Source organism: Bacillus sp. JJ1503 (assembly GCF_036965125.1).
Taxonomy (GTDB): Bacteria; Bacillota; Bacilli; order Bacillales; family Cytobacillaceae; genus Cytobacillus.
The window spans coordinates 9,539-14,622 of sequence record NZ_JBALOZ010000263.1; the positions used below are offsets into that span (position 1 = coordinate 9,539).

Consider the following 5,084-nt stretch of genomic DNA (forward strand, 5'->3'; position numbering starts at 1 on the left):
CATATATTCAGTCGAATATCTCTCCCATCTCTTAAATAGTCCGGATAAGGTGGTGACCAGTGCCCAATATAATAGTGCGACCATCGTATAAACTTCAACGTAATTATATGTTTCGCTAATCGCACGCTGGCCAACAAACGTTAACTCTTGAACAGTAATAACTGAAAGAATAGCCGATTCTTTAACTAATGTTATGATTTGAGTAGTTAAAGGAGCAATAATGAGTCCTAACATCTGCGGAATCACAATTCTTGCCAAAATGGCTTTCTCTCCTATTCCTAATGCACGAGCTGCCTCAATTTGTCCTTTAGGAATTGACTGTATCCCAGATCGAAAAATCTCTGCAAAGTATGCCCCACCGTAAAGACTCAGCCCTAGTATCCCTGCTACCGTTGCACTTAGGTCGATACCAAATACCGGACCGACATAATATAAAAGAAAAAGCTGGATTAAAAAGGGGGTTCCTCGGAAAAATTCAATATAGACATTAGCTAAACCCGAACCCCATTTAGAAAACCTCATTTTAATCCAGCAAACAACGGCTCCTAACACTAAACCAAGCAGAAGTCCTATGAAGCAAATATATAAAGTAGTTAGAAACCCTTCTAACATGACTACGCCATAACGGGTTACCATCGTTACATCGAAAAACATTTTTCAACCTCCCTAGCGATAGATGGCCGTTCTTCTCTCTATAAATCTTGCTCCTTGTGAAATTGCTAGATTCATTAGGAAATATAATAATGCTACAGCAATATAAATTTCTGCCGGACTGTTGCTTGTGCTAACTATCTGCTGCCCAACACGAGTTAGGTCAACTACAGCTATTACAGAAACAAGTGATGAGTTTTTCAATAAAGTAATTAGCTCATTTGTAATAGAAGGGAGGATCTTCACAAACATTTGTGGAATAATAATTCGCAACATCGATTGCCGTTTGGAAATACCTAAGGCGACAGCTGCTTCGCTTTGCCCCTTTGGAATAGATTCAATACCTGCCCTTATTATTTCAGCTTGGAAGGCAGCTGTATTGAGGGCCATTGCCAATACTCCACTTGCAAATGCTGGGATCTCTATACCAAAGCTTGAAAAACTGTAATACACAATAAAAATCTGAATTAAGAAAGGAATACCTCTCATTAAATTAATAAATATTCGCGTAGGAACTTCTAAAAACTTGTTATTACTGAGCAAGAAAATGGCTAGTAATAATCCACATAATGTTCCAGTGATTATGGCTAATATTGACATCTGGAGGGTAATCATGGCTCCCTTTAACAAAACCGGTAAACTATTGATAATTAAATCAAATTTAATATCCATACGCTCCTCTCCCTACCCTTTATTCTGGCAGGTAGCCGGAATCTGGAATTTCCATCGTAAATCCAAACCATGTCATTTGCATTTCTTCTAATTGTCCATTATCACGCAACTCTAAAATTTTACTATTTAGATATTCAAGAAGTTCTTTGTCTCCTTTTCTAACAGCCCAAGATAGCCACATCGGTTCACCAAATGTATCAACCATTTCATAAGTATCTGGATTCTTTTTCAATATTGTCGATAAATTCGCCTTTGTATTAATAACGGCATCAATTCTACCTGTCGCTAGTTCCTGATAGGCTTCAGGGTACCCAACATATTCTTTAATTTCCTTTACACCTTCTCCTTTACTTTTCAACTCCTCATTATATGCCTGTAATCCTTTTAATTGTCCGGATCCTAATTGTGTACCAACTACCCTCCCTGCAATATCTTCAGGCTTTTGTATCGAGGAATCCCCTTTTCTTTTTAGGACTGCTAATGTACCATCTGCAATCGGTACGGTTAGGTCATACTTTTCAGCACGTTCCGGCGTAATAGAAACTGAAGTTGCCACAAAATCGAATTTTTTTGCATCAAGCCCTGGGAGAATTCCCTGCCAAGGAAGATCCAGTTGCTCCAGTTCAACATTTAAATCTTTTACAATAACAGCCAGAATGTCAGATCCATAGCCTACTATTTTTCCATTCTCTATAAATTCAAATGGTTCAAATGCAGCTTCGGTTCCTACAGTAACCTTCCCATTCTTTTTAATGGCTTCAAGAGTGGAGTTGCCTTTTCCGGCATTGGAACTCGTATTAGAAGAGCTGCATGCACTGATAAACAAAACTAAAATCATCGTTATACTCATAATAAAGGCGCTCATTTTACGTGTACTTTTCACTATCTTTCCCTCCCTTAAATTCGGTATGATAAACAATCTGTTAGGTGATTTAGAATTTTGATTTGTTCTATGTCATCAAGATAAGGAATTTCTTTTCTTTGTTGAGCTACATAGTCTAAATTAACTTCTCCAACAATAATTCCTTCCTCTTCTCCTGCGGTAACAACAACAGAACCATTAGGAGAAATAATTTTTGAATGTGCAGCAAACACAACATTTTTATCCCTTCCCGCACGATTAGCTGCAATAATAAAAATTCCATTTTCCAAAGCTCGTGCACGAGAAGCAATCTCCCAAGCATATAATCTAGGTAACCCAAACGCAGATGGATAAAGTACTAGATCTGCTCCTTTAAGGGCTTGAATTCGAGCCCCTTCAGGAAAACCTATTTCATAACAAACTTGTAGCCCTATTGATCCTAACTTTGTTTGAAATACTGAGTAATCATCCCCTTTTAAAAATCGGTCCTTTTCTCCGTTCCAAAGGTGTATCTTCCTATGATGACCAACTAATCCTTCTGGACCAACAAGAAATGCAGTATCAAATAGCATTCCATGCTCATTGCCTTTTTCGATAATTGCTCCTGCAATATAAATATCGTTCTCTTGTGATACATTAAGTAATTTACTAATAGTCTCGCCATTTAAAGTTTCAGCTAGTTTTATATCTAAGTCCTCAACACAGTAACCTGTAGAGAATAGCTCAGGAAGTACAATGAGCTTTGCCCCTTGATCAATTGCTTGTTTAATATAGAGCATGACTTTCTCCATATTTGCAGCTTTATCACCTAATACGCATGACATTTGAACAACTCCAACTTTATAATTCGCTAGCAATGATTAAAATCAGCTCCCTGTTTATGACGTTTGCTAATAATACTTGCAAGTACTGTGCCAAAAATAAAAGCAAGAGATTGAGGGATCTCTTGCTTTTTTCTAAATATATTTATGCAAAAACGCATAATGATTTTATTATATTTTAAATATTCCGTAAATTTAGGCCGCCTTTGTAATATGTTTTTTTGCATAAACATTATGCATTTTTGCATTGAACTTTCTTAACAATCCTACTAATAGTGGATTGATTTACTTCTAATACTTTCGCAATTTCACTAGTGGTGGAGTATTTTTGAGTAGCTAGTTCCATCATTTTTTTTTCTAATAACGCCTTTGCTGTTTTAAGTGGTAATAGTTCTCTTACCTCAATAGCATGATCTGCGCTAACATTATCGTCTGGACTCAAAGTAAATGGTAAATCCTCTGTTTTTATCAACTGACCATCTGATAAAACGATAAGTCTTTCAATTGTATTTTTTAATTCTCGAATGTTTCCATTCCACGGATTAGAAAGTAACCTATGAATAACTTGATTTGAAAATTGTTTATTTAGATGATATCGGGCATTATACACTCCTTGAAAGTAATGTATTAAGGGGACAATATCTTCTTTTCGTTCCCTTAATGGAGGGAGATGCATTGGAATAATATTCAATCGATAATATAGGTCTTCCCGAAAAGTTCCTTTTTCAATTTCCTTAATCAAATCCCTATTTGTTGCTGCAATGATTCTAATGTCAACTTTTATTGCTACCGTACTTCCAACTCGAGTAATTTCTCTTTCTTGAAGAACTCGAAGAAGCTTTACTTGAAAATTCAAAGGAAGCTCTCCTATTTCGTCTAAGAATAAGGTGCCCTGATGAGATGCCTCAATTAGACCTATTTTTCCATCTTTAGAAGCTCCAGTGAATGCTCCTCTTTCATATCCAAACAGTTCAGATTCAATTAATGATTCAGATATGCTGCCACAATTAATTTTTACAAACGGTTTGTCCGACCTGCTGCTATTAAGATGTATAAATTCCGCTAAGCCTTCCTTTCCAACACCTGATTCCCCAGTGATGAGCACTATAGAGTCTACTTCAGCTACTCTTTTTGCTTGTTCCATTAATTTCTCCATTTTGGGACTTTGGTATATTATTTTTTCTGTAGTAATTGGAGTTACTTCATCTAATTGTTTCTTATACCACTTAATTAGGGACCGGGTTTCAGCCAGCTCTTTTTGAAGTCTCTCTATCTCTGTAATATCTCTTGAACCGCTAACAACACGCAAAATACGTCCATCCTTGTCCTTTATCGGTATCCCTGTTGCCAGAAGAATTCTTCCATTATTCGTTTTTTGTACAACCGAGACCTTCTCCTTACTTTCAAGTACAATTCTAGTCACGGAAGGGGAAAATATCCTCTCTTTTTCAAGCTCATAAACCGATTTTCCTATAATATTTTCACGCTTGATTCCTAATATCTTCTCAAGTGCTGAACTAACTCTCAATGTAATACCATTGCTATCCGCTACAAAAATTTCATCATATGTGGTTTCAAAAATTGATTTTAGATCTAAGTTTTTTTCTTCAATTTCAATTTGTTGAAGTCTATTTTTTTCCCGCTCCTGGACATAAATAGTAGAAAGTAAAGCTGTTGTCTCCATCCATCCAGAGACTTTACCATTAATCCTAAGAACAGTGACCTCAAAAAATTCACTTTTTTCAATCCATTGGGGCAGTAATTCAACATCAACAATCGAGCCTATCCTTTTCTCTAAGGAGGTAAATTTGTTTTGTTCTTTGTTCAATCGAATAAACTCAACTGTATCCAGTGTTTGAATACCTAAAAAGCAAATTTCCGGTAATTTAGATGATGGTTCTAATTTCTCTTTGAAATTTTGAAAAGAATCTAACTCCTGAAACCAAAGAAATTCACTTTTTATTTTTTGAAAATCAAACAAATTGTCCCCTCCTCTATAACTATCTTAAAATCTCCAATTTGATTTTTATATTTTATTATAGCAGATAAATTAGATTATTTTTAATATTCGTTTATTT

At 35.7% G+C, this 5,084-nt stretch carries 5 protein-coding genes; all 5 read right to left on the reverse strand.

Features of this window, described 5'->3' with window-relative positions; all coding sequences use genetic code 11:
- A partial coding sequence (locus V7149_RS19345) for an amino acid ABC transporter permease (protein WP_335347230.1) occupies nucleotides 1-654 on the reverse strand: 654 nt, incomplete at its 3' end.
- A gap of 12 nt (nucleotides 655-666) precedes the next feature.
- Nucleotides 667-1,323: an amino acid ABC transporter permease gene (locus V7149_RS19350; protein WP_335347231.1), complete on the reverse strand. Its 657-nt coding sequence runs from the start codon at nucleotides 1,321-1,323 to the stop codon at nucleotides 667-669.
- A gap of 19 nt (nucleotides 1,324-1,342) precedes the next feature.
- Nucleotides 1,343-2,206, reverse strand: coding sequence for a transporter substrate-binding domain-containing protein (locus tag V7149_RS19355; protein ID WP_335347232.1), 864 nt, complete (start codon nucleotides 2,204-2,206; stop codon nucleotides 1,343-1,345).
- Nucleotides 2,207-2,220: 14 nt separating this feature from the next.
- Nucleotides 2,221-3,042 carry a carbon-nitrogen hydrolase family protein gene (locus V7149_RS19360; RefSeq protein WP_335347233.1) on the reverse strand — a complete coding sequence of 274 codons (822 nt, stop codon included), beginning with the start codon at nucleotides 3,040-3,042 and terminating at the stop codon, nucleotides 2,221-2,223.
- 196 nt (nucleotides 3,043-3,238) lie between these two features.
- Entirely contained in the window at nucleotides 3,239-4,834 is a 1,596-nt protein-coding gene (locus V7149_RS19365) for a sigma-54 interaction domain-containing protein (RefSeq protein ID WP_335347234.1), read from the reverse strand.
- Between the last annotated feature and the right edge of the window lie 250 nt (nucleotides 4,835-5,084).